The organism is Vibrio sp. D173a (assembly GCF_030248475.1).
Genome location: NZ_JAHGAH010001604.1, coordinates 1 through 476 on the forward strand (window position 1 = coordinate 1; position 476 = coordinate 476).

1 protein-coding gene is annotated in these 476 nt (G+C 47.7%); it reads left to right on the plus strand.

Translation table 11 applies throughout. The features are described 5' to 3' along the window. Nucleotides 1-136: 136 nt before the first annotated feature. A partial coding sequence (locus tag KIV40_RS35065; protein ID WP_285354089.1) for a UvrD-helicase domain-containing protein occupies nucleotides 137-476 on the plus strand: 340 nt, incomplete at its 3' end.

Below are 476 nucleotides of genomic sequence, written 5' to 3' on the forward strand. Positions count from 1 at the left end.
TAACGACGTGCACCAAATTGATCCGTGAGAGAGATCGCACTCCCTAATAAGATATTGGCACTAGACCTGATTTGAATGACGTTTTTGATACTAGGTCACATTTGTAACAGAATAATTAAGAATAAGGCAGCTCGGTATGACTACCACAAATCGTGATCTCGCTATCACGCCACAAGCGCTTAATACCATGACGTTTCCTCTGCATGGGGCGCGATTGATCGAAGCTTCTGCAGGCACAGGTAAAACCTTCACGATAGCTGGCTTGTATCTACGATTACTCTTAGGTCACGGAACCTCTCAAGTCGGTGAGAATGGTGAAGAGCCAAGTCGACACCAACAGCCTCTAACGGTTGACCAAATTCTGGTTGTAACCTTTACAGAAGCGGCGACGGCAGAGCTGAGAGATCGTATCCGCGCACGAATCCACGATGCGCGAATTGCCTTTGCCAGAGGCCAGAGTAGCGATCCTGTGATAT